Raw genomic sequence first — 22,332 nt, forward strand, 5'->3', positions numbered from 1 at the left:
ACCGCGTTGGCCTCGGACCTGGCGGCGGCCTGCGACCCTGCGGCGGAGCCGGTGGCATGGCTGGCGGCGGTGGCGTGAGCGTCGGAAGGCACGATGCTGAGCCTAGTTCGGCCATCCCCGGGACGCCTGCGATAGCCGTCCGTCAGGGCGGCTCCACGTCCGGTCAGCGCACCGGGCACAACCGGCCGAACCTGGCCGGAGCGGCCGGCCGGAGTGTTGCGCGGACCACACCCACATCACCCGGAATCCGGCGCAACCTTCGGGCCGCACCCGGCGTCAAACGCTTCGGATCGGGCGGGCGTCACGCGGAGGGGGCGTGACGGCCGCCCGACAGTGTTTTCGGCCCGTGCCGCGTCGGATCAGGACCCGGCCTGGCCCGGATGTGGTCCGCGCGGCCGGTCCCGCCGCCCCGTTTGGCGGCTGGTACCTGGAAGATGGGGTCGTGGCACAACGACAGCGACGCGGCCAGGAAACGGTCCGCGACATGGTTCTCTCCCTCGGCGTGGTCATGGCCGGCGTCGTGATCTTTGTGATCTTCGTGATGCCCCGGGGCAGTGACGAGCGGACGGTCAAGGTCGTCGAGACGACCCAGGCCATGGCGGCGTTCGCCCGCCAGTCCCCCTACACCCCGGTGACCCCCGCGGGACTGCCCGCGGACGTGTGGAAACCGACCTCACTGCGGGTGGTGGTGCCCGTCGGCGGCTCCTCCGGCGACACCACCGCCGAGGCCACGATCGGCTACGTCATCGACCGCCCCGGTCACCGCGCCTTCGCCCGGCTGCGGCAGACCAACGCGCCGGACGGCGTGCAACACCTGCTCGGCGACCGACCGACCAGCGGCACGGTGGACGTCGACGGGGAAACCTGGCAGTCCCGCCCGGACGACGACGGCCATGTGGCCATCACTCATACCGAGCAGGGCGTCTCGATCGTCCTCGATGACGGCGACGGCAAGGGCGGCGGCGCATCCCAGACCGACCTGATCACGCTTGCCCGCTCGCTTCGCCCGGTGCAGCCCACCACCACGAGCTGATCCTCGGCGGCCTGTTTTTGCTCGAAAGCTCGGTGTTGTGGCCCGATTCGGCCCATTGTCGCGCGACGACGACGAAAACCGCCGACTGATTCTGCCTGCGGTCATGCCCGCCCGGCCGAGGCCATTGATGGGTGGCCGGCCCCGCCGCGACGAAAACGACGGTCAGTGCTGGGCGACGCCGGCGGCGACGGGCGGCGGGCTGCCGGGGTGACCGTCATGCCCGTCGTTCACCGCGGTGGCAACGGGAAGGAGCACGGCCAGGCCGAGGACGAGGCCCGCCGCGCGCCGGACGAGTGGCCGTGCGGCGCGCGGCGACCGCAGCGGGCCCGCCGGTGCGACGGTCGGTGTGGCAGCCGAGGACCGGCCGTGGGAATGGAAGCCACCGACGGCCTGGCGTCGGGACGTCGGACGTGCGCCGGGCATGCGTGTTACCTCCGAACCGCCCGCGACGGAGCGGTCAGTCAGACGAGGCCGGTGCCTACCGGACCACCGTCAATCGGAAACGTCTCGCGGTGACCTCGTACTGCGATGGCCCTGTACTGCGATGGCCCTGACCCTGCACTATGGATCTTTCCCAGGCCATCCCACTTCGACCATTATTGTCCTGCGCTTGGTACCACGTTGCGCCGGGTGGCAGTGGGATTTCGCTGGCCGGACCCGCCACCCGGGTGCCACGGATCGCGTCGGCAATACTGGTGGGCGGGCCGACAGGAATGCGTCCGGCCACGCCGGACGCGCCGCAGCAGCACGATCGGGCCCGGGGCCCGGACCAACAAGGAACCGCTCATTAGACGGCCCGGAGGTGGCGATGCCGGAAAGTTCCCGGAGCACGACGACAAGTGACATCGACGACACCGGACCCGCTGACGCTTCCCCGCGGCGCAACAACGCACCGTCACCATCTGAGGCTCCCGCACCGGGCACCCGATCGACTCCCGGCAGCTACGAGCAGGCCCGGGCGGAGCTGGAGGAGGTCGTCCACCAGCTGGAGGCCGGTGGGGTGACCCTGGAGCAGTCGCTGGCTCTGTGGGAGCGCGGCGAGCAGCTCGCCCATGCCTGTCAGGCCTTCCTCGACGGCGCCCGGGCCCGCCTGGCTGCCACCGACCCCGCTGCTTCCGCCACCCCGCAGCGACCACAGACGGCCTAGCCACGGCCAGTGGCTACCTGAACACGGCTTTTGGTGTCCGGCGGCGCCGGCACGAGTCAGCCATCGGCGACCACAGCGCGTAGCTGACCGCCCGTCAGGCGCACGGCCAGTTCGTCACCCACCGTGACCTCGCCGGGTTTCCGCAGGACCGCCCCGTCGGATGCTCGCTGGACCACGGCGTAGCCCCGCTCGAGCGTCGCCGCCGGGGACAACGCCCGCATCCGCGCCCGGGTCGCCACGACATCACGATCGGCAACCTCGAGGGCATGACGGACGCAGCGACGCGCGCGGGCCAGCAGCGCCGCCACGTCCTGCTGGCGGCGATCGAGCTCACCCCAGGGGGCGGCAAGGACGGGCCGGCGGCGCAGATCCGTGAGCCGACGCTCCTCCCGGTCGAGCCGGTGGCCGAGCGCACGGCGCCCACGGGCCCGCAGTTGGGCGACCGCCGCCGACTGCTCGCCGACGTCGGGCACGACCCGTTTGGCCGCGTCGGTCGGCGTGGAGGCCCGGACATCCGCCACGAAGTCGAGCAGTGGAGCATCCTGCTCGTGTCCGATGGCCGACACCACCGGGGTCCGCGTGGCCGCCACCGCCCGCAGCAGCGCCTCGTCCGAGAAGGGCAGCAGGTCCTCCAACGAGCCGCCGCCGCGCGCGACAACGATCACCTCGACCTCCGGCTGCGCGTCCAGCTCCCGCAGTGCCTCGATCACCTGGCCGACGGCCAGTGGCCCCTGGACGGCGACCTCCCGCAGTTCGATGCGTACCGCCGGCCAGCGCCGCCGCGCGTTCTCCACGACATCACGCTCGGCCGCACTGGCCCGCCCGGTGATCAGCCCGACCGCCGCCGGCAGGAACGGCAGGCGCCGCTTGCGGGCCGCCGCGAACAACCCCTCGGCGGCGAGCGTGGCCCGCAGCTGTTCGAGGCGGGCCAGCAGCGCCCCGGCCCCGAGCGGACGAATCTCCGTCACCGCAAGGGAAAGCGTGCCCCGGCCCGGGTGGAACGACGGCTTGCCCCACACGATCACCCGCGCCCCGTCCACCAGCGCGGGACCCACCGCATCGCAGACCGCACGCGGGCAGGTGACCCGCAAGGAGATATCCGCCACGGGGTCCCGCAGGGTGAGGAAAACAGTGCCCATTCCAGGCCTGCGCACCACCTGCGTCACCTGCCCCTCCACCCACACCCGACCGAGCCGGTGGATCCAGTCCCCGACCGCGCGCGAGACGGTGCGCACCGGCAAGGGCTGCTCGGGTGTCGAGGTCAGGGCCATACGGGGCACCGTAGCGGGGACGTCCGACAACGTCTGCGACGGTCGCGAGGACAGCCGTCGCGACGACGAACGGCCCTTGTCCGGACCGGTCAGGACGCTCTCGCCATCGGGTGACGCATCCCTCGAGCCTCTTGGCGCACGGCCCTGACCGCGTAGACTGCCCTGCATGGGCCGGGTCCTTCTTGCCAAGCCGCGCGGCTACTGCGCCGGTGTCGATCGAGCTGTCGTGACCGTGGAGAAGGCGCTGGAGCTCTACGGCTCACCTGTCTATGTGCGCAAGCAGATCGTGCACAACCTGCACGTCGTGAAGACGTTGGAGGCCAAGGGCGCAATCTTCGTCGAGGAGACGGAAGAAGTGCCCGAAGGTGCCACCGTTGTCTTCTCCGCGCATGGTGTCGCACCGACGGTGCACGAGGAGGCCGCCGCGCGCCAGCTACGCACCATCGACGCGACGTGCCCCCTGGTCACCAAGGTCCACTCCGAGGCGCGCCGTTTCGCCCGGGAGGACTACGACATCCTCCTCATCGGCCATGAGGGCCACGAGGAGGTCGTGGGTACCACCGGGCAGGCGCCCGAGCGTATCCACCTGGTCGACGGTCCGGAGGACGCCGCTCGCGTCGTCGTCCGCAACCCCGAGCACGTCGCCTTCCTCTCGCAGACCACCCTGTCCGTCGACGAGACGATGACCACGGTGAACGCCCTGCGGGAGCGTTTTCCGCACCTGCAGGGTCCGCCGAACTCGGACATCTGCTACGCCACCCAGAACCGCCAGGTCGCCGTCAAGGACATCGCCGACAAGGTCGAGCTCCTGATCGTCGTCGGCTCGGCCAACTCCTCGAACTCCGTCCGCCTCGTCGAGGTCGCCCTCGACGCCGGCGCCCCCGCCTCCTACCTGGTGGACGACTCCACCGAGGTCCAGGACAGCTGGCTTGACGGCGTCGAGACCGTCGGCGTCACCTCCGGCGCGTCCGTCCCCGAGGAACTCGTCACCGGCGTCATGGCCTGGCTCGCCGAGCGCGGCTTCGCCGACGTCGAGGAGGTCACCTCCGCCGACGAGCACCTCCTGTTCGCGCTTCCCCCCGAGCTCCGTCGCGACATGCGCGCCCGCGAGCGCGAGACCGCCGCTTCCTAGTGATGCGTTAGGCCGGGGGGACCAGGCAGCGGCCAGCCGCGCTGCCGACCTTCCCGGTCTGCCACGTCGCCTCGGCTCGATCCGCACCACCACCCACCCGACCCTCCACGCCGCGGCACCCACCACGTCTGGCACCGATCTCTCGCAGGTCGGTGGCGGCCCCCGGGTGCCGCGGCGTCGTCGTTGTTCCCGCCCGTCCCACCCCGCGCCCGTCGGCACAGCGCCCTGTCTTACGGCCGACCCGTCCGTCACGGTCGACCGCCGGTGGCAACCGACCGTCTCGATTCTCGATACTGGCGGATTTCGATACTGACGGACTCCGTGCCGACACGACCTGCCGAGATCCAGTTGGACTCCAGTGCCAAGGCCAGCACCAGTCGCCGGGCAGGCGGCGGGGGGCCGCCTGTTCCCGTCCCGGGGGCGAACGCCGGCCAGATGTGGCGGCCGAACCCACGCCACGGTCCAGCTCCCTGTGCAGCGTCGCGAAACGCGGCGTCGAGAACAGTCCTGCACCACCGCCGCGTCACCCTGCCCGCCCGCGAGGCTTTGGACCGTGTTCGCACCTGGACCGGCCCGCGATCAGGCTGCGGCAGCAGCCACCCGCGTCGCGCAAGCCGCCGGTGAATTATCCTGCCACCACCGGTGCAGCGCAGGGGGAGTCAATTGTCCGCAGTTTTATGGAACATCACTGTCGGTCTTGTCACAAGCGTCCTCAGCGGCGGAACGGTCTGGCTTTGGCAGCGGGCGAAAAACGCTCGCGTTCTGCAGCGCAGAGCAGCTTTTTTTGGCGTGAGTCCCAGCGGAACCTGCCTCATTGTCATGAACAACAAATGGAGCAAGCCGGGCTCCATGGACCATCAGGACGTTCAGGCTCTCCTTGAGGTAGCCGTACTTGTGCACCAGCTCCGAGCGAGATCCTCTGTTCGAGCATGCGACGAGCTGAGAGAGAGCAACGGGGATCGCACCGAGTTCTGCCTGGGCGGCCCCTGGGGCGGATCAAACCCTAGAACGGGTGGACATCTGGCCGCCCATCTGCCGGGAGTCGCCCTCCTCGCCGGAACCCCGGGATCAGCCAGGACAAACGCGTTCCGCATCGGCGGCGAGAGCTTCTCCTGGAGCGAAGAACACCAGTACGCACTCGTGGCAAAGTTCACACCGCCCACGGCGACGCGTCCCGTGATCCTGATATGCGGACAGACCGCCATTGCAAACCGCGCGGCAGTTCACCTACTCAAACGAGATTACCGTGAACTCACGGAAACCCTGCAGTCCGTCGACCGGTTCTGTCTCGTCCTTCGGGTTGAGTCGACAGCCGTGTACGGCCATGAGGCGGTCAATGTCGAGCGAGACGTCACTGAGCTGGCATTTCGCCGGCTGGAAGCGTGACACTCTCGCCTCCTCGCACTGGCCCTCGGCGTCCCACCGGCGCAGGCAGCACGGCTCAAGCGGTGCAGCGGTGCAGCGGTCGCGGCTCGGGGAACGGGGGCCAAGGCCGCTGCGGTGACGTTGTGATGCGAGGCCGGGCGCACGGTCGTGGGGGGACCGTACGCGTCAGATGTCCTAGGGTCGGCGGTGGGATCGGCGTACACGCGCGTACTGCGCGCTGTCCCGCTCGCGTGCTGCGCACTGGGCCCCACGCGGGTGGCGAGGCGCCGGTCGCCGGGCTGGTCGGTCGGGTCGATGGCGACGGAACATCGGGAGAACGGGCGCATGAGCGAGCAGGAATACCGCATCGAGCACGACAGCATGGGCGACGTCCGGGTACCGGCGTCGGCCCGGTGGCGGGCGCAGACGCAGCGGGCGGTGGAGAACTTCCCCGTTTCGGGTCAGCGGATCTCGCGGGCGCACATCCAGGCGCTGGCGCGGATCAAGGCGGCGGCGGCGACGGTGAACGCCAAGCTCGGGGTGCTGGACGGCGACATCGCCGAGGCGATCCGGGACTCGGCGGCCGAGGTGGCGCGCGGCGACTGGGACGAGCACTTCCCGCTGGACGTGTTCCAGACCGGTAGCGGCACGTCGTCGAACATGAACACCAACGAGGTGCTGGCGTCGCTGGCGTCCGAGCGTCTGGGCCGTCCGGTGCATCCGAACGACCACGTCAACGCGTCCCAGTCGTCCAACGACGTGTTCCCGTCGTCCATCCACGTGGCGGCCACGCAGGGGATCGTGCAGGAGCTGATCCCGGCGCTGGAGCACCTGGCGGCGTCGCTGGGTCGCAAGGAGACCGAGTTCGCCGAGGTGGTGAAGTCGGGACGTACCCACCTGATGGACGCGACCCCGGTCACGCTCGGTCAGGAGTTCGGTGGGTATGCGGCGGCGGTGCGACTCGGGGTGGAGCGCCTGAACGTGGCGCTGCCGCGGATCGGCGAGCTGCCGCTTGGTGGTACCGCGGTGGGTACCGGAATCAACACGCCGCCCGGGTTCTCCGCCGCCGTCATCGAGGAACTGGCCGCGAACACCGGGCTGCCGCTGACGGAGGCCCGCAACCACTTCGAGGCGCAGGCGTCCCGGGACGGGCTGGTCGAGGCGTCCGGTGTCCTGCGGGTCATCGCGATCTCGCTCTACAAGATTGCCAACGACCTGCGCTGGGCGTCGTCGGGGCCGCGGGCGGGGCTCGGCGAAATCAGCCTGCCGGACCTGCAGCCGGGCTCGTCGATCATGCCGGGCAAGGTCAACCCGGTCATCCCGGAGGCGGTCTGCCAGGTCGTCGCGCAGGTCGTCGGCAACGACGCGGCGGTCGCGTTCGGCGGGTCGGCCGGCAACTTCGAGCTCAACGTGATGCTGCCGGTGATCGCCCGCAACCTGCTCGAGTCGATCCACATCCTGTCCACGATCAGCGTCCTGCTGGCCGACCGGTGCGTGGACGGGATCAAGGCGAACGTGGAGAAGTGCCGGCGGTTCGCCGAGTCGTCGCCGTCCATCGTGACGCCGCTGAACAAGTACATCGGGTACGAGGAGGCGGCGAAGGTCGCCAAGCTGTCGCTCGCCGAGGAGAAGACGATCCGCGAGGTCGTGCTCGAGCGCGGCTACATCGAGGCCGGCAAACTCACCGAGGCCCAGCTCGACGCGGCCCTCGACGTCCTGTCGATGACCCACCCGTAAGCACGGCGCCGCCACGGCACCGCGCGGCGCCAAGGCCGGGCTGGGCTGGCTGGGCCGGCTCCGGAGCGCGTCCGCTCCGGAGCCGGCGGCCGGCCGTCGCGTCCCTGGCCTGCCATCCCTCCCGTACGCCGGCCAGTGCGACCAGGCGCCCGTCCCGACAGTGATGGTCGGCTCGACGGCGGCGGGAGTCGTGGAAGACCCCCCAGACAGCCTCCACGACCCCCGCGACCTGTCTAACGAGACCGCCGGCCGTCCGTTACGGGCAACCTGCCAAAAATTCTTGGGTGATCCCGCACCATGGGCGTGTTGCCTGTTTGCCGGACCCTTTCGAACCGTTTCGAGATCTGTGCCACACTGGCCACCATGAAAGGCGTCCTGTTTGGTCACGGGACCGACATCACGGGCGGCGGTCAGCTGACGCCGCCCACCCCGCCGCCGGTCAGGGCCGTGCTCCACGACAGCGAGGGGCTGGCCCACCAGGGCGCGAGGGCGGCCGACCACCCGCCGGACCGTTCACACCCAAACATGATCACAAAGGGGATGAGCGAGTGGCTCAGCTAACACGGAACCGCCCATCTCGGGTATGACGGAGAGACCCGGATTGCCTACTTTATGTGATATTGCGTGGCTGAAACGCCCCGGGGAAAGCGTCTGGAAGAAATAAACGTAAAAAGCCGGTGCAACATCGCTTCGGGCGTCGTCCCGACAGATAGCCTCTGGTTCACCGGGAGCCGGAAAGAATGCGGGGAGGTGCCGGTGTTCGACTATGACGTCCTCGTCATCGGGTCCGGGCCCGGCGGGCAGAAGGCTGCGATCGCGGCAGCCAAGCTTGGCCGGCGGGTCGCGATTGTGGACAAGCGGGAGATGATCGGCGGGGTCAGTATCAACACTGGCACGATCCCGTCGAAGACCCTGCGCGAAGCTGTTATCTACCTCACGGGCATGTCGCAACGTGAGCTGTATGGCTCGAGCTATCGAGTCAAGGACGATATCACTGTCGGTGACCTGTCGGCACGAACCCGACATGTCATCAGCCGCGAGATCGACGTCATCCGCAACCAGCTCAGCCGCAACCACGTCACGCTGCTGACGGGCCTGGCGAGCTTCATCGACCCGCACACGGTGAGCGTGCGGGCCGCGGGTGACATCGAGGACCGGCGGGTCCATGCCGAGCGGATCATCATCGCGACCGGCACCAGGCCCGCGCGGCCCGACACGGTCGACTTCGACGGCCGCACGGTCGTCGACAGCGACCAGATCCTCGCGTTGGAGAAGCTGCCGCGATCGATGGTCGTCGTCGGCGCCGGGGTGATCGGCATCGAGTACGCCTCGATGTTCGCCGCGCTCGGCTCGAAGGTCACAGTCGTCGAGCGGCGGGACCGTATGCTCGACTTCTGCGACGTCGAGATCGTCGAGGCACTGAAATACCAGCTGCGGGATCTTGCCGTGACGTTCCGTTTCCGCGAGTCGGTCGTCTCGGTGGAACGGCACAACGGCGGCACGCTCACCCTGCTCGAAAGCGGCAAGAAGCTCCCAGCGGACACGGTGATGTACTCCGCCGGGCGCCAGGGCCTCACCGACATCCTCAACCTGCCGGCGGCGGGCCTGTCCGCGGACAGTCGTGGGCGGATCAAGGTCGGCTCCGACTTCCGCACGGAGGTCGAGCACATCTACGCCGTCGGCGACGTCATCGGCTTCCCGGCACTGGCCGCGACGTCGATGGAGCAGGGCCGGCTGGCCGCCTACGCCGCCTGCGGCGAGGAGGTCAACGCGCTGCGTGCCGAGCTCATGCCGATCGGGATCTACACCATCCCGGAGATCTCCTACGTCGGGCGCACCGAGGACGAGCTGACCGAACAGGCCATCCCGTTCGAGGTGGGCATCGCCCGCTACCGCGAGCTTGCCCGCGGCGCGATCCTCGGCGACTCGTACGGCATGCTGAAGCTGCTGGTCAGCCCGCAGGACCGACGCCTGCTCGGCGTGCACGTGTTCGGCACGGGCGCCACCGAGCTCGTCCACATCGGGCAGACCGTGATGGGCTGCGGCGGTACGGTCGACTACCTCGTCGACAGTGTCTTCAACTATCCGACGCTGGCCGAGTCGTACAAGGTCGCGGCGCTCGACGCGATGAACAAGATGCGCGCCGTCGCCCGCTTCAGCGGCTGACACATCCGCTCCGAGGTGGCCCGGTCACCGCCACGCCACCTCGGAGCGGTCCCGCGGGACCGCTCGAGCCGTACGGGTCCCGTGCGCGGTTGCGCGCAACCGCGTGCGACTCAGCCACCCAGCGTCAGCCAGCCAGCGGCGGCGAGGCGGCGGTCGCGTTCCAGGCCAGGGCGGACAGCCCCTGCACGGTGTCGATACCGGAGCGCATGCTCGGGCCGTCCTTCGAGTAGACCGCCATCACATAGTCCCGGCCGGCGCCGTGGACGTGCGCCAGGCTGGTGATCACCCAGCCGTCGGTCCGCGGCAGCCAGCCGTTCTTCAGCTCCACCGCCACACCGGACGGCACCCCGCCGGTCAGGCCCCAGCGCTGCGCGGGAATCACGGTCTGCAACAGGCTGGTGATCACCACTCGCTGCGCGGCGGTCAGGATTCCCGGGTAGGAGATCGCGCGCAGCACGGCGAGCTGATCGGCCGCGGTCGTCCGGGTCAGGCCCCAGTGCCCGTTCGGGTCGACGCTGGTGGCCGCCATACCCAGCTGGGCGAAGAAGGTGCTCATACCGGCGCCGGCACCGGCGTCCTGCCACAGGGCGAGGGCGGCGTCGTTGTCACTCACCGAGATCATCTTTCGAGCCAGGATGCGCTGCCGGGCGGTGAGGGTGCCGGCCGGTCCGGCGCTGCGGACCAGCGCGGTCAGGATGTCGAGCTTCACCGTGCTCGCCATCTCGTAGCCGACCACCGTCGGATCGGTGACCGCGACCGTCGTCCCGGCCACCGCGTCGTACACGGCGACGCTGACATGCCCGGGCCGCCCGGCAAGGTACGCCCGCACCTGAGCCTCCAGGCCCGCCGGTACCGGCGCCGCCGGTGGTGGGGTGGCGGTACCGGCTACCGCGCTGGCCACCGGGCTGGTCGCGACGACCGGCACGATCGTCAGCGCGGCCCCGGTGGACGCGGACAGGTTCACTGTCAGTACGGGCGTCACACCCACCGCCGCCCCCAGCACCCTGCCGGACGACTGTTCGGCCGAGCGCAACAGCGACAACGGCACTCCCGCCGTGGGCGCTGCCGGCGCGACGGCGGACGCCCGCTTCGCCTCGACGGTCCGGCTCGAGGTGACCTCGTCGGTCGCATGGGGCTGCAGGCCGCCGCACAGACCGGCAGCCACCAGGACCGTTCCCGCGCTCCACCGGAGCGTCGACAGTTGCCACACACAATCTGTGTAGCTATTTCGAACATCCATAAGAAGAGCACGGAGCACTTTGGTTCCCAGCTTTTACCGCGTCGACCAGACGGACGGCGATGTAACACCGGGATGTTTCCATCCCGATGTTCCGGATGCTTGCGGACAAGGGTTTATCCGGCTGTCAGCAGAGTGCCCCATCGGCGTCATCGCGTAGCGAAGGAAACGCACGCGAAGGTATGCCCCACCGGAATATTCGCCAGTGGGCGCACACTGTGTCGCCAGCCCGCTCCGCGGCCGGACACGGCGCGCCGGCGCAACGAGAATGGTCGGGTGACCGATCAGCCACCGAGCCCGGCCGGCAAGCCGACCGGCGTTCACCCCCGCGAACGAACCGCCATCCCGGAGCCACCGCAGCGCGTCAGGGAGGCGTCGCCGTTGGGATTGTTCATCGGCCTGACCACGTACGACACGATCTACCAGGTGCGGCACCCACCGCACGCGGACGAGAAGATCGTGGCCACCCAGCTCACGACGGCAGCCGGCGGCCCGGCCACCGGCGCGGCGGTGACCTTCGCGCACCTGGGCGGTCGGGCGGTGCTGTTGAGCGCCGTCGGCACCGGCCCCCTGGCACAGGCGGTGCGCGCGGATCTGGCCACCGCCGAGGTCACCCATCTCGACCTGCGCCCGGGCGAGGCGATCCTGCCCGTCTCGGCCATCATGGTCAGCTCACCCTCCGGCCAGCGTGCCGTGGTCTCCGCACATGCCCCGCAGCCGGACGCCCCGCCGCTTGACCGGCCACCGGTGGCGGTCACCGTCACGCCCGCATGCGAGGCGGCGAAAGCCCTGCTCTCGCAGGCATCCGTCGTTCTGGTCGACGGCCACCAGCCCGCTGCCGCGCTCGAGGTGCTGACCGCCCTGGCCGACGACCGGGCAACGCCCGGCGCCGGACGGCGCCCGCCGGTCATCCTCGACGCCGGCTCCTGGAAACCCGGCACCGACCTGTTGCTCTCCCACCTCGACGTCGCGATCGCCGGCGCTACCTTCCGCCCGCCCGGCGCTGCCAGCGGCAGCCCGCCGACAGCCCCGGCCGACGGCGAGGATGTGGTTGCGGACACCCTGCGATACCTGCTGACGCGCGGGCCGTCGTTCGCCGCGGTCACCGCCGGTTCCGATCCCATCCGCTGGGCGGACGGCGCGGGCAGCGGGGCGATCCACCCGCCCGCCGTTCAGGCGGTGGACACTCTTGGCGCCGGGGACGTGCTGCACGGGGCGTTCGCCTGGGCGCTCGCCCGTGCGGCCACCTCGGCGCACGCAAGCGGGGGTGCGGGCGCCACGGGCAGCGCCGACCTGGTCGCGGCACTGACCGTTGCGGCGCAGGTCGCCAGCACATCGGTCACCAGCTTCGGGACCCGAGCCTGGATGCGCCGTCCGACGCCGTCCACCTGACGCCGTCCACCTGACGCCGTCCGACGGCGGCCGACGGCGGCCGGGCATCGAGGTCAGCGCACCAGCCGGGCCTGGCGGGACAGCAGTGAGAGCTTGGTGCCCAGGCGACCGGGGATCCGTCCCGGGTCGACCCAGCGCACGGCATGCGCCCGGGCCTCCGACACGGCGAGGTCACGGTCCTCGACGTGGAACAGGTAGGTCACCGCGTAGTGGACGTGTTCGGGCTCACCAAGCCCGGCCGCAGCCGGCGCGACCATGGCGTCCACGTCGAAGGCCACGATGCCGTCGGGGATCACCAGGTTCGGGTCGACGCCGCCATGTCGGGAGGCCAGTCTCAGCGATGCACCCAGCAGGGACACGTCGGCCGCGGCGAGGTGACCGGTCGGGAGCTGCCAGGTGGCGGACGAGGTGTCGACGACTTCCAGGACCCGCCAGTCGGGAGAGACCACGGCGGCCCGACAGGTCACGTGAGCCGGAGTGGTGCTGCGGGCTGTGATCGGCGGCCCATGCAGCGCCAGGACGATGAGAGACCGGACGAGGTCCACGTCATCCGGGTTCGCCTCGATGTAGCTGAGAGCAACACCGATGACCGCATTGTTGGTGACAGTCACGTTCAGTGAACGAGCGGAGGCTGGGTGCTCGCGACACAGCAGCTACGCCCAGAGACGTCGCACCTCGAGCTGTACATGCAACCTCACTTTATGTGTCGATGATGCTGATCTCACCGCAGGTGCACGACTGATCCACAATTGTCACGGACATCATCGTCCTACCGCCCTCGACCCACCACCCGGAGCCCGAGAGCCCCTGTGCACCGGGAGCACAGTCGAGGCAACAGTCAGGATGAGCGGTTACCCTAGCCCCATCATGGCTAAACATAACTAGTACGGCAAATCCGAAGTTTTGGCCGTCCTTAGGCCGACGGAGCCGTCTTCCCTGGTCGGCAGGCGCAACGGAGCCGCAGCCCACATCGGATGGGGGGCCACGCCTGGGCCGGTGGTCGTGACGTTCTGCCGACAGCGCCACCCGTGACACCCCCCACCCGGGCTAGGGTCGTGACGGGAAACACAGATCGGACACAGGCCCCCGGACACGACCCGGCTTTCCAGGAAGGACGCAGCATGCGGGACACCCAGCCCGACCTCGGCCCGGAGGCACAGCTACCCCGGCCGGCAGGGCTCCCCGGGTCGGTGCGGGGAGCCCGCATCCGAACGGGCCGCATCGTGGCGGGCATTGCGCTCGTGGGCATGGCCGCGCTCGCCAGCGGGTGCAACTCGGGTGGATCCGACGGCGTGGACGGCAGCGCCCCGTCGCCGAGCGCGAGCACGCAGCTGGGCCTGCCCACCGCGCTGCCGACCAGCCTGGCGTCCAGACTGCCCACCGCGTTGCCCAGTTCGGTCGGCGCCTCGATTCCCGGAGTGGGTCGCCTGGATGCCGTCACCGGCGCGGGCGCGCTGCACGGCACCAATGTGCCAGCCGATTTCCCGGTCCCGCCGAATGCAAAGGCCAAGGTCGGGACATCCGCCGGTGCCACCTCGACCGTGGCGCTGACCGGGGTGCCCACCGAAGAAATGGTCACCTTCTACCGCCGCGCCCTGCCGGCCGCCGGCTACACCATTACCTCGGATGTCGGCGTCGGCGGTGTCGCACATTCGATCAGCTTCACCGGACACGGCGTCAAGGGCGGGCTTGGCAGCGTCGGCGTCGGCGGATCCGGCGGCCTGGCAATCGTGTTCGCGAAGGCCTGACCGGTCAGAATCCGATCAGAAGGCGGCGGGGGCGAGTTCCGGGAGATCGAAGTATCCCCGGATCTCGGTCTGCACCGCTTTCGGTTCGCGCCGGGCGTCGACGACGGCGACGAACTCCTTGCGCTGGAAGATCTCCATCACCGGCAGCGTCTTCTCGTGGTAGTCCCGCAACCGCACCGCGAGCGCCTGCGGATTGTCGTCGGGCCGGCTCACCAGCGGTGCGCCGCATCCGTCGCAGGTGTCCGGGACGATCGGCCGGCTGGCGATCAGGTTGTAGTCCAGGCCGCAGCGGGAGCACAGCCGGCGGGCCAGCACCCGCCGGTAGACCTCCTCGTCCGGCAGATCCAGATAGATGACACCGTCGATGTCGTAGCTTTCCAGAAAGAACTCGGCCTGCCGGGCGTTACGCGGAAAACCGTCGATGATGAAACCGTAGTTCCAGTCGTGCTCGGCGAGCCGCGTACGCACGACCGCCTCGACCAGATCGTCACCCACCAGCCGGCCGGCCGCGACCGTCCGTTTCACCTGCGCGCCGAGTTTCGTGTGATTCTGGACGTTCCAGCGAAAAACGTCGCCGACGCTTATGTGGACGAGGTCGAAATCCCGCGCCAGCATCGTCGCCTGGGTTCCCTTGCCGCTGCCCTGCACTCCCATGATGACGAACTTGCGCACGAATCCCTCTCCCGCTCCGGCTCGAATCACAGGCCCACAGTTCGTCGGCTGCCCCACGGCCGGCCGCGCGTTCCCCGCCGGCGCCGTGCCCGCCCGTCGACCGTATCCGCCCAACGATTGACGACGCCGTCACCGACCTCGGCCGGACCGAGCGTGGGGAACACCACGCCCCCGCCGCGACAATCCGACCGGCCCACGGCGCGACCAGCCAGACGGCCCGGGAGACGGCCGCGCAGGCGCCGTCCCGGTACGGCGATGGCGGGACATCCGCCCCTTGCCACCCGCCCGGACCGACACCGAACGGCCACTCGACGAGACCCGTCTCACCACGCGGCACTGGCACCCCCGCGCCGCGCCGCACCACCCGCCGTCACCGCGCGCCGACGCGCCCACCCTCGGCGCCATACCGATGCCAGCCGGCCACCCGGGTCGGAGCAGGATGGTGTCGGGACCGGTGGGGTGGGGACGGCCACGTGGGTGGCGAGCCTGCCGGCTCCGAGAGGGGAAACGCGGTGTCCAGGGGACTGCGGCGGGTGCTCGCGGCGGTGGCGGCCACCGCCACGATGACGATGGGCCTCGCGGCCTGCAGCTCGGGCGACAAAAAGGTCGATCCACCCGCCGAGATCGTGGTGAACCGCGGGCAGAGCTCCGCCACGCCGTTTCGCACCGCCGCCGACGGCGAGGTCCTGCTGGACGTGACGACCGCCGCGCCCGGTGTGTCCTGGGGCTCCCCCGGCAGCGAGTCGGCCGTGGTGTCGCTGTTCGTCGACAACACCTACAGCACCGACATCGTCATTCCCGCCTCCTTCCCGATCCGGCGCAGCCTCGCCCTCGGCCACCTTGCCAAGGGCGACCACACCCTGCGGGTCGCGTTCGCCGCCGACCGCTCCGCCCAGGCCGCCACCTCGGCCCGGCTGACCAGCCTCACCTACCGCACCGTGGTCCCGCAGGACACCGCCTACCAGGCCCTCGCCCACGCGCCCGTCGTGTACGGCCGGACCGGGCCACCCGACGCCACAGCCCCGGCCGGAGCCACCGGCGGTCCGTTCCAGAACGCCGTGGACGACACGCCCCTGCTCGCCTTCCACTCCGAGGCGCCGACCGCCGTCGCCGGGCACCGGCTGCTGACCTACTCGATGGTGTGGAGCAACGAGGACGGTGGCAGCTCCACCGCAGAGCTCATGGCCCAGTGGGGCCGCACCGCCGACATCGAGTGGACCTACCAGGTGGAGATTGACGCCACGGGCGCCGCGGTCCCCGGCAGTGCCCTCATCCAGGGCCCGGAACACACCACGGTGCCGTTCACCGGACGCTACGAGGGCACCCATCCCGTGCTCGGCACCTGCACGGCCAACAACACCATGTGCCCGAACCCGGACGCCTCGATGCGCTTCGCGCTGTCCGCCGCCGACGCCCTCGACCCGAGCGCCGAGGCCCGCGAACGCCAACTGGATGCGAATCCCTGGACGTACTGGGTGATGGCGCAGGAGGTCCAGCGCGAAGGAAAGATCGACAACGACAAGGCGCCGAACTCCGCCACCAAGATCAGCGACCCGCGCAACTACGTTTACCTGATCATTCGCAAGACGACGGTGGGCCCGCCGAACACCGACGACAACTGGGTCGGAGTGTCCGTCGGCGTTCGCCTGTCCGGCAGCGCCCAGACCTACCGTTCGGCCAAGATCTATCCACTCTGGGCGCTGCGCCGCGACGTTCCCGCCGCGACCGCCGTCGAGCTGCCCGCCGGTACCGTCGCCGAGGACATCTCCTCGATCGAGGCGACCCGCGTCGTCGGCGCCGGCCGTGACCTCGGCGCCCGCATCCAGATCGAGTCGATCGAACGGGCCTTCCTGCTCGGCCCGAACGGCCTGCCGCAGCAGTCGTTCCTGTTCACCCCGTCGAAGGCCACCCTCACCCCGGCCGCTCCCACCGCCGTCCTGTTTCGCCGTCCCACCGGCGGATCCTGACGCCCGGGGGTCCACCCGAAGCGTGGTCCCCGTTCCGGGCGTCGCCGTGGACACCCGCCCGCCTCGGGTGCCGCCGCGGGCGGGCCTCCGGGCGGGGGTGGGTCCCCGCTCAGACACCCGGGCGCGGTCCGACTCGCCAGGGCGGTGGGATCAGCGGGGTGGGAGCTGGCCGTCGGCCGGAACGATCTGGGCCGGCGCGCCGATCTGCGCGGCGAGCCGGGCCCAGTGACCATCGGCGGTGTTGAGCTTTTCGGTGGTGCGCGCCAGCAGCACCGCGGGTGGGAGCGGCGTGCCGTCGAAGAGGTTGCCGCAGGTCGCGACCGCCGCGGCGTAGGCGGCGGCGCCCGCGTTCCAGGTCTGCCCCGCCGTACCGGTGCCGACTGGGGCGCCGGCGCCCGGGATGCGGCCGACGATCTCGGCGAGCTGCTGGCACGCTGGTCGTAGCGCAAGACCGTTGGCCGCCTGGATGTCTGCCCGGACCGTCCCCACCGCGGTCACGATCTCGCCGCGCAGCTGCGCCGTGCCGGCGTACCAGGCGGCAACCTGACCCTGATCTACCTGCGCCGATGCGACCGGAGCCGCCTGGCCGGGGCCCGTGCCGGCGGCGGCGGGCGCGGTTCTGGGCGGGATCGGGGCGCCGGCCGTGGCCCGCGTGCCTTCACCCCCCACGACGAGGTAGACCGCGATGACCGCGCCGACGCCGGCGACGGCGAGAATCGCCAGTCCACGACGGCGCTCCGGACCGGAGAGTTCCTCCCAGGTCCGGTACTGATGACGGCGGCGACGCACGGATCCCCCCGCGGTGAGAAGTAACGACAGAACAGACGCACGACCCGGTGTCGACGTTGCCCCCGCCATCATGATCGCGACTGCCTGAGCCCGGCCCCCGCGACGGGAGGCCCTCCCCCGTCCGGGCCAGACCGGACGGGTCAGGCCACGGTCCGCCCCCCTGGGTACGGACGCCTACCCCGCCCGGCCAGCTCACACTTTTCGGCCGGGCCCCCGGCCACATCCGCGCGTATGTCCGATGAACAGGAAAAAAACCATCCCACGCGCGACAGACGGACGATGTTGCGCAACGCGGAGGAACAGCCACACGGAATGTGGGGGAACGCATGATCGACGTGGCACCGGTCTGGTGGGAATCCCCTGCGCTGCCGGACCCGACCGGCAACGTCACGGCCGCAGCCTGGGCGGTGGTGGTGCTCGGCGGCTCCGGCGAACGGATCCGCGGGGTGGTGGGGCCGTTCCGGGCCCCGGAACACGCCCATCGCTACGCCAGCGACGAGGGACTGCGCCGGTGGCTCGTGGTCCCGGCGCTGTGCCTGATGTTGCCCGCCGGCCAGGTGGCGGCGGGAGTCGCCGTGTTGTGAGCCACCACCGCCCGAAGCCGGCGAACCGCGGACCGCAGGGCAGAATCAGGGTCCATGTCGGAACGACGAATCGAGAACTATCTCATCGACATGGACGGCGTTCTCGTCCACGAGGAACATCCCATTCCCGGCGCCGACGCCTTCATCGCCGGTATCACCGCCGCCGGCCTGGGCTTTCTCGTCCTGACGAACAACTCGATTTACACCGCGCGCGACCTGTCCGCCCGCCTGGCCCGCTCGGGCCTGGTCATCCCGGCCGAGCGAATCTGGACGTCGGCGCTGGCCACGGCACTGTTCCTGCACACCCAGCGGCCCGGCGGGTCCGCCTACGTCGTCGGTGAGGCGGGCCTGACCACCGCCCTGCACGAGGTCGGCTATGTCCTGAGCGACCGGTCACCGGACTACGTCGTGCTCGGCGAGACCCGCACCTACAGCTTCGAGGCGATCACCCGGGCGATCCGGCTGGTCCGGGGCGGCGCCCGCTTCATCGCGACCAACCCCGACCCGACCGGCCCGTCCGTCGAGGGTCTGCTCCCGGCGACCGGCGCCGTCGCCGCAATGATCACCAAGGCGACCGGCATCACCCCGTACTTCGTCGGCAAGCCGAACCCGCTGATGATGCGCAGCGCGCTGAACACGCTGTCCGCGCACAGCGAGACGACGGTGGTCATCGGCGACCGGATGGACACCGACGTCGTCGCCGGCCTCGAGGCCGGGATGGACACCGTCCTGGTGCTGTCCGGCATCACCGGCCGGGCCGACATCGAACGCTTCCCCTACCGCCCGACCGCGGTCGTCGACAGTGTCGCGAAGCTCCCCGTCGGCCGCGACGTCCACACCATCGACGGTGCCCTCACCCCCGCCGATCCGGCCTGATCAACGACCGGTCAGGACTCCGCGACCGCGACGCCGACGGGGCAGGAGACTCCGGTGCCACCGAGACCGCAGTAGCCATGCGGGTTCTTGGCGTCGGAGAGGTACTGCTGGTGGTACTCCTCGGCGTAGTAGAACGGGCCGGCCGGGGCGAGCTCGGTGGTGATCGCGCCGAACCCGGCCGCGGCGAGCACCTCGGCGAAGGCGTCGCGGCTCGCGGCGGCGGCCTTCGCCTGCGCGTCGGACGTGGTGTAGATCGCCGAACGGTACTGGGTGCCGACGTCGTTACCCTGGCGCATGCCCTGGGTCGGGTCGTGGCCCTCCCAGAACACCCGCAGCAGCTGCTCGTAGCTGACCTTCGTGGGATCGAACACGACGAGCACGGCCTCGGTGTGCCCGGTCAACCCCGAGCAGGTCTCCTCGTAGGTCGGGTTCGGCGTCGACCCGCCGGCGTAGCCGACGGCCGTCGTGTACACGCCGGGTACCTGCCAGAACGCACGCTCGGCGCCCCAGAAGCAGCCCAGCCCGAACACGGCCGTCTCCAGGCCCGCGGGGAACGGTCCGGTGACCGAGGTGCCGAGCACCGTGTGCCGAACCTCGCCGGCGAGGATGGGATGGTCCCGACCGGGCAGTGCCTGCTCCGGGGTGGGCAGGATGGTCTTGTGGCGACCGAAGATCATGCGGTGTCACCTCCGATGAAGGTCACCTGACACAACCACTCGCGCCGCCCGATCGTTCCCTGGACCCGGTGTCCCGCGGGACCGCCGGCGATGTGCCGCACGACGGTCCCGCGAGCCGGCCCACCGGACCGCGTTACAGGACGAGATCCTCCAACATCGTCGTCACCAGGGCGGCGATCGGCGATCGTTCGGACCGGGTCAGCGTGACGTGGGCGAACAGCGGATGGCCCTTCAGCGTCTCGATCACCGAGGCGACCCCGTCATGCCGGCCGACCCGCAGGTTGTCGCGCTGCGCGACGTCGTGGGTGAGCACCACCCGCGAGCCCTGCCCCAGCCGGGACAGCACGGTGAGCAGCACTCCGCGTTCCAGCGACTGCGCCTCGTCCACGATCACGAACGCGTCATGCAGGGAACGGCCACGGATGTGGGTCAGCGGCAGTACCTCGAGCATGCCGCGGTCGACGATCTCCTCGATCACCTCCGGGGAGACCAGCGCGCCGAGGGTGTCGAAGACGGCCTGCGCCCACGGGGCCATCTTCTCGTTCTCGCTGCCGGGCAGGTAGCCGAGCTCCTGCCCGCCGACCGCGTACAGCGGCCGGAAGACGACGACCTTGCGGTGCGCCCGGCGTTCCATCACCGCCTCGAGACCCGCGCACAGCGCGAGCGCCGACTTACCGGTGCCGGCCCGACCACCGAGCGAGACGATCCCGACGTCCGGGTCGAGCAGCAGATCGAGGGCGACCCGCTGTTCGGCGGAGCGGCCGTGCAGGCCGAAGGCGTCCCGGTCGCCGCGGACCAGGCGAACCTGCTTGTCCGCGGTGACCCTGGCCAGTGCCGAGGCGCTGCCACCCGACGTGGTGAGCACCAGACCGGTGTGGCACGGCAGGTCGGCCGCCGCCAGGATCTCGGTGTACTCGCGGGAGTAGAGGCGGTCCAGATCCTCCTGGTCGACGGTGAGCTCCGCCATCCCGGAGAACCCGGTGTCCACCGGCGACAGGGCCTGGTACTCCTCCGCCGGCAGGCCGAGCACCGAGGCCTTGACCCGCAGCGGAAGGTCCTTCGTGACCAGCACGACCTCGTGCCCCTCGGCGGCCAGGTTCATCGCCACGCACAGGATCCGGGAGTCGTTCGTGTCAACCCGGAACCCCGGTGGAAGTACGGCGGCGTCGGTGTGATTGAGTTCCACCCAAAGCGTTCCCCCATCCGCCAGTGGGATGGGCTGGTCGAGACGGCCATGCCGGATGCGCAGGTCGTCCAGGAGGCGTAGGGCTTCCCGGGCGAACCAGCCCAGTTCCGGATGGTTCCGCTTGCCTTCCAGCTCTCCTATGACGACGAGGGGGAGCACAACATTGTGCTCCGCGAACCGCAGCAGCGCGCCCGGATCAGAAAGCAGCACGCTTGTGTCGACGACATGCGTTCGTGGCACACGCCCACCCGCTTACTCGGAGGTAGTCCGGGACCAGCCCCATCAGGGACCGGGCACCGGCCTCCTGGTGTAGTCGCACCTGCGGCACCGAGGGGCCTCCCGAGAGGTCCGACACCATGCCGGACCTCGGCTTAGACGCTAGGGCTCTCACGGTAGCCGCCACCTCGGACGATGGCGACCCACTTTCAGCAACACGTTGTGTTAAGAACCGGAAACGTTTTACCCACCCGGCCACCCACAGCAGCCCCCCCGAAGCCACCGTGCACGGATCATGACCGCTGGCGGCACCCGTCCCACACCCGACGCTCCTCTCGTCGCCGCCCGCCGCGACCCCGCCACCTTCGTGCCGCTGCGCTGCCGTGTCCGCACCGCCGTGCCCCGGCAGCCGTGGTCCCGCGGGACCACGGGACCACGGCTGCCACCGGGCGTCGGGCGGCCCGGGGCGGGACGACGGCCAGCTCGACCGTCCGAAACATGGCCGCGACCGACCGCCGGGGCTCCGCCGGAGCCGAGCCGGCCGACGTATTCCTCGCGCCCCTGCGAGGTAAGGACGACCTGACCTGACGACCCGGCAGAAGCCGTGCCGGGACCCGTCAGGAAGAGACCGCGGATGGGGCCGCATGGGCGGGCGGACGCCGGCCTCGAGGTGCAGCCGGGCATGGCCGTCCGTCCTCCCGGGAAGGGAAACCCGGACGGAACAACCCGGGAAGGAAGTAACCCGTGGCCGACGACGGCGAAAAAGGAGATTTCCGCTGAGCAGCGGGCTACCAGACGAATTTTCCGGACCGGCGCCCCGACAGCGCGACCGCCCACAGAAATTCGGCCAGAAGATCTGGATGTTTCCTGGAGTCACGTCTTCATCCGGACGCCTCGCTTTGCACATACCCGACGCGGCCTGTGGTGGCTGCGGGAATGGTCAGCAGACGGTCGGGACGCGCACCCACGCCCGATACCGGTCACGAACAGTAACCACGACGGCGAACCCGAGCCGGCATGACGCGGCCCGGGGGGGGGGGGGGGGGGGGGGGGGGGGGGCGGGGCGGGGGGGGGGGGGGGGGGGGGGGGGGGGGGGGGGGGGGGGGGGGGGGGGGGGGGGGGGGGGGGGGGGGGGGG

The 22,332-nt window shown here is 70.5% G+C and carries 19 protein-coding genes; 11 read left to right on the forward strand and 8 right to left on the reverse strand.

The genetic code is table 11. The features are described 5' to 3' along the window. Nucleotides 1-442 precede the first annotated feature (442 nt). Nucleotides 443-1,033, forward strand: a complete 591-nt coding sequence (locus ND747_RS07280) for a DUF4245 domain-containing protein (RefSeq protein ID WP_308204579.1) — start codon at nt 443-445, stop codon at nt 1,031-1,033. A gap of 162 nt (nt 1,034-1,195) precedes the next feature. On the opposite strand, the gene ND747_RS07285 is transcribed toward ND747_RS07280, so the two are convergent. Beyond that, complete coding sequence (locus ND747_RS07285) at nt 1,196-1,456, reverse strand: hypothetical protein (RefSeq protein WP_251732698.1); 261 nt, start codon at nt 1,454-1,456, stop codon at nt 1,196-1,198. Between the two features lie 385 nt (nt 1,457-1,841). On the opposite strand from ND747_RS07285, the gene ND747_RS07290 reads away from it, so the two are divergent. Then, on the forward strand, nt 1,842-2,180 hold the full coding sequence (locus ND747_RS07290; protein WP_251732699.1) for an exodeoxyribonuclease VII small subunit: 339 nt from the start codon (nt 1,842-1,844) through the stop codon (nt 2,178-2,180). Nucleotides 2,181-2,236: 56 nt separating this feature from the next. Here ND747_RS07290 and xseA read toward each other — a convergent pair whose 3' ends face one another. After that, nucleotides 2,237-3,451 (reverse strand): exodeoxyribonuclease VII large subunit, encoded by a 1,215-nt coding sequence (gene xseA / locus ND747_RS07295; protein WP_251732700.1) that lies wholly within the window; start codon nt 3,449-3,451, stop codon nt 2,237-2,239. A gap of 166 nt (nt 3,452-3,617) precedes the next feature. Here xseA and ND747_RS07300 point away from each other — a divergent pair, with 166 nt between their 5' ends. From ND747_RS07300 to sthA, 4 genes are all read left to right on the forward strand, one after another. Further along, nucleotides 3,618-4,583, forward strand: coding sequence for a 4-hydroxy-3-methylbut-2-enyl diphosphate reductase (locus tag ND747_RS07300; protein WP_251732701.1), 966 nt, complete (start codon nt 3,618-3,620; stop codon nt 4,581-4,583). An 849-nt stretch (nt 4,584-5,432) separates the two neighbouring features. Beyond that, nucleotides 5,433-5,969, forward strand: a complete 537-nt coding sequence (locus ND747_RS07305; protein WP_251732702.1) for a hypothetical protein — start codon at nt 5,433-5,435, stop codon at nt 5,967-5,969. Between the two features lie 324 nt (nt 5,970-6,293). Further along, the gene (locus tag ND747_RS07310; protein ID WP_251732703.1) at nt 6,294-7,685 is read left to right on the forward strand and encodes an aspartate ammonia-lyase; all 1,392 of its coding nucleotides are present in this window, start codon (nt 6,294-6,296) and stop codon (nt 7,683-7,685) included. Between the two features lie 756 nt (nt 7,686-8,441). Further along, nucleotides 8,442-9,851, forward strand: a complete 1,410-nt coding sequence (sthA, locus tag ND747_RS07315; RefSeq protein WP_251732704.1) for a Si-specific NAD(P)(+) transhydrogenase — start codon at nt 8,442-8,444, stop codon at nt 9,849-9,851. A 124-nt stretch (nt 9,852-9,975) separates the two neighbouring features. On the opposite strand, the gene ND747_RS07320 is transcribed toward sthA, so the two are convergent. Continuing rightward, nucleotides 9,976-11,016 (reverse strand): serine hydrolase, encoded by a 1,041-nt coding sequence (locus ND747_RS07320; protein ID WP_251732705.1) that lies wholly within the window; start codon nt 11,014-11,016, stop codon nt 9,976-9,978. A 348-nt stretch (nt 11,017-11,364) separates the two neighbouring features. Here ND747_RS07320 and ND747_RS07325 point away from each other — a divergent pair, with 348 nt between their 5' ends. Next, nucleotides 11,365-12,480: a PfkB family carbohydrate kinase gene (locus ND747_RS07325; RefSeq protein WP_251732706.1), complete on the forward strand. Its 1,116-nt coding sequence runs from the start codon at nt 11,365-11,367 to the stop codon at nt 12,478-12,480. A 53-nt stretch (nt 12,481-12,533) separates the two neighbouring features. On the opposite strand, the gene ND747_RS07330 is transcribed toward ND747_RS07325, so the two are convergent. Then, nucleotides 12,534-13,091: an NUDIX hydrolase gene (locus ND747_RS07330; RefSeq protein WP_251732707.1), complete on the reverse strand. Its 558-nt coding sequence runs from the start codon at nt 13,089-13,091 to the stop codon at nt 12,534-12,536. 510 nt (nt 13,092-13,601) lie between these two features. Between ND747_RS07330 and ND747_RS07335 the strand changes: the two genes are divergently transcribed. Next, on the forward strand, nt 13,602-14,228 hold the full coding sequence (locus ND747_RS07335; protein ID WP_251732708.1) for a hypothetical protein: 627 nt from the start codon (nt 13,602-13,604) through the stop codon (nt 14,226-14,228). Nucleotides 14,229-14,243: 15 nt separating this feature from the next. On the opposite strand, the gene ND747_RS07340 is transcribed toward ND747_RS07335, so the two are convergent. Further along, nucleotides 14,244-14,900, reverse strand: coding sequence for a nucleoside monophosphate kinase (locus ND747_RS07340; RefSeq protein WP_251732709.1), 657 nt, complete (start codon nt 14,898-14,900; stop codon nt 14,244-14,246). Between the two features lie 512 nt (nt 14,901-15,412). Between ND747_RS07340 and ND747_RS07345 the strand changes: the two genes are divergently transcribed. Beyond that, a complete protein-coding gene (locus ND747_RS07345) occupies nt 15,413-16,867 on the forward strand; it encodes a hypothetical protein (RefSeq protein ID WP_251732710.1) in 1,455 nt (484 codons plus the stop codon). Between the two features lie 150 nt (nt 16,868-17,017). On the opposite strand, the gene ND747_RS07350 is transcribed toward ND747_RS07345, so the two are convergent. Beyond that, entirely contained in the window at nt 17,018-17,656 is a 639-nt protein-coding gene (locus tag ND747_RS07350) for a hypothetical protein (protein WP_251732711.1), read from the reverse strand. Nucleotides 17,657-17,982: 326 nt separating this feature from the next. Between ND747_RS07350 and ND747_RS07355 the strand changes: the two genes are divergently transcribed. Beyond that, a complete protein-coding gene (locus ND747_RS07355) occupies nt 17,983-18,240 on the forward strand; it encodes a hypothetical protein (RefSeq protein WP_251732712.1) in 258 nt (85 codons plus the stop codon). A 54-nt stretch (nt 18,241-18,294) separates the two neighbouring features. Continuing rightward, nucleotides 18,295-19,116 carry an HAD-IIA family hydrolase gene (locus tag ND747_RS07360; protein ID WP_251732713.1) on the forward strand — a complete coding sequence of 274 codons (822 nt, stop codon included), beginning with the start codon at nt 18,295-18,297 and terminating at the stop codon, nt 19,114-19,116. Between the two features lie 11 nt (nt 19,117-19,127). Here ND747_RS07360 and msrA read toward each other — a convergent pair whose 3' ends face one another. Together msrA and ND747_RS29730 are read right to left on the reverse strand one after the other, a co-directional pair. Then, nucleotides 19,128-19,793, reverse strand: a complete 666-nt coding sequence (msrA, locus tag ND747_RS07365) for a peptide-methionine (S)-S-oxide reductase MsrA (protein WP_251732714.1) — start codon at nt 19,791-19,793, stop codon at nt 19,128-19,130. A gap of 133 nt (nt 19,794-19,926) precedes the next feature. Then, nucleotides 19,927-21,219, reverse strand: coding sequence for a PhoH family protein (locus tag ND747_RS29730; protein ID WP_163550025.1), 1,293 nt, complete (start codon nt 21,217-21,219; stop codon nt 19,927-19,929). Nucleotides 21,220-22,332 lie beyond the last annotated feature (1,113 nt).

Source organism: Frankia sp. R82 (assembly GCF_023716925.1).
Classification (GTDB): Bacteria; Actinomycetota; Actinomycetes; order Frankiales; family Frankiaceae; genus Frankia.

Coding starts and splice junctions, on each gene's coding strand:
- ND747_RS07355 (WP_251732712.1), top strand. CDS start 17,983: ATGATCGACGTGGCACCGGTCTGGTGGGAATCCCCTGCGCTGCCGGAC.
- ND747_RS07335 (WP_251732708.1), top strand. CDS start 13,602: ATGCGGGACACCCAGCCCGACCTCGGCCCGGAGGCACAGCTACCCCGG.
- ND747_RS07305 (WP_251732702.1), top strand. CDS start 5,433: ATGGACCATCAGGACGTTCAGGCTCTCCTTGAGGTAGCCGTACTTGTG.
- ND747_RS07300 (WP_251732701.1), top strand. CDS start 3,618: ATGGGCCGGGTCCTTCTTGCCAAGCCGCGCGGCTACTGCGCCGGTGTC.
- ND747_RS07310 (WP_251732703.1), top strand. CDS start 6,294: ATGAGCGAGCAGGAATACCGCATCGAGCACGACAGCATGGGCGACGTC.
- msrA (WP_251732714.1), bottom strand. CDS start 19,793: ATGATCTTCGGTCGCCACAAGACCATCCTGCCCACCCCGGAGCAGGCA.
- ND747_RS07285 (WP_251732698.1), bottom strand. CDS start 1,456: ATGCCCGGCGCACGTCCGACGTCCCGACGCCAGGCCGTCGGTGGCTTC.
- ND747_RS07360 (WP_251732713.1), top strand. CDS start 18,295: ATGTCGGAACGACGAATCGAGAACTATCTCATCGACATGGACGGCGTT.
- ND747_RS07290 (WP_251732699.1), top strand. CDS start 1,842: ATGCCGGAAAGTTCCCGGAGCACGACGACAAGTGACATCGACGACACC.
- xseA (WP_251732700.1), bottom strand. CDS start 3,451: ATGGCCCTGACCTCGACACCCGAGCAGCCCTTGCCGGTGCGCACCGTC.